The sequence below is a fragment of the Paraburkholderia sp. JHI2823 genome, assembly GCF_038900695.1.
GTDB classification, from domain to species: domain Bacteria; phylum Pseudomonadota; class Gammaproteobacteria; order Burkholderiales; family Burkholderiaceae; genus Paraburkholderia; species Paraburkholderia mimosarum.
Genome location: NZ_JAYMRY010000268.1, coordinates 1 through 447, shown reverse-complemented (window position 1 = coordinate 447; position 447 = coordinate 1). Strand labels below are relative to the sequence as shown.

The 447-nt window shown below is 69.4% G+C and carries 1 protein-coding gene; it reads left to right on the top strand.

The features are described 5' to 3' along the window. Positions 1 to 447 (top strand): methyl-accepting chemotaxis protein (locus VSR34_RS38640; RefSeq protein ID WP_342965263.1); only part of this gene is annotated, 447 nt, incomplete at both ends.

Sequence of the window (447 nt, the reverse complement as noted above, 5' to 3'; positions counted from 1 at the left end):
ACCGAGAAGCAGGCGGCCTCACTTGGCGAGACGGCCTCCGCGATGGAGCAGCTGACCGCGACCGTGCAGCTCAACGCGAGCAATGCGGAACAGGCGAGCGAACTCGCGCGCGGCGCGTCGAACCTCGCCGCGCATGGCCGCGACGCGGTCGGCAGCATGATCGAAACGATGCGCGCGATTCACACGGGCTCAGCGCAGATGACGGGCATCATCAGCACGATCGAAAGCATTGCGTTTCAGACCAACATCCTCGCGCTCAACGCGGCGGTCGAAGCCGCGCGTGCCGGCGACGAAGGCCGCGGCTTCGCGGTCGTGGCCGGCGAGGTGCGCAGCCTCGCGCAACGCTCGGCCGCAGCGGCGCGCGAGATCGGCGCGCTGATCGCCGATTCGACTTCACGAGTCGAACGCGGCGCGGGACTCGTCGAAGACGCGGGCGGCACGATGCAG